At 68.1% G+C, this 863-nt stretch carries 1 protein-coding gene; it reads left to right on the forward strand.

Translation table 11 applies throughout. The features are described 5' to 3' along the window. The coding region (locus C7G61_RS42895; protein ID WP_108523430.1) for an IS701 family transposase at positions 1-863 on the forward strand (863 nt) is incomplete at both ends.

Below are 863 nucleotides of genomic sequence, written 5' to 3' on the forward strand. Positions count from 1 at the left end.
CAGGATTTCCTCGCCCGCATGCACTGGGATGCGGATGCCGTGCGGGATGATCTGTGCGCCTACGTGGTCGAGCATCTCGGTGATCCTGACGCCGTGCTGGTGCTCGACGAGACCGGCTTCGTGAAGAAGGGGGACAAGTCGGTCGGCGTCAAACGCCAGTACTCCGGCACCGCCGGGCGCATCGAGAACAGCCAGATCGGGGTGTTTCTCGCCTATGCCAGCCGGCATGGGCATGCGTTGATCGACCGGGCCCTCTACCTGCCCGATACCTGGGCTTTTGACGCCGCCCGCCGCGCGGAAGCAGGCGTGCCGGAGGAGGTGTGCTTCACCACCAAGCCGAAGCTCGGACAGGCGCTGTTGAGGCGCGCCTTTGCGGCCGGGGTGCCGTGCGCCTGGGTGGTGGGCGACTGCCTCTATGGCGCCGACCATCAGACGCGGCGCCTGATCGAGGCGCATGGGCGCGGCTATGTGCTGGCCGTGACCTCGGCCCAGCGGCTCGGGCTCAAGCCGGTCGAGGACTGGCTCGAGGACGTGCCGGCCCGGGGCTGGGCACGGCTGAGTGCCGGCGAAGGCGCCAAGGGGCCACGGCTGTATGACTGGGCCTATCTGCCCTACGGCATCCCGCCGACAGGCTGGAAGTCCGGCCTGCTGATCCGCCGCAAGAAGGGCCGGCCGCACCAGTTCACGTTCTATCTCACCTGGGCACCGGTCGACACGCCCCTGTCCACGCTCGTGCGGATTGCTGGGATGCGCTGGCGGATCGAGAGCTGCTTTGAGGAGGCCAAGGGCGAGACCGGGCTGGACGAGTACGAGGTGCGCTCGTGGACGGGCTGGCACCGGCACATCACCTTATCCATGCTGGC

Origin of the sequence: Bradyrhizobium algeriense, from assembly GCF_003062295.1 — a bacterium.
Classification (GTDB): domain Bacteria; phylum Pseudomonadota; class Alphaproteobacteria; order Rhizobiales; family Xanthobacteraceae; genus Bradyrhizobium; species Bradyrhizobium algeriense.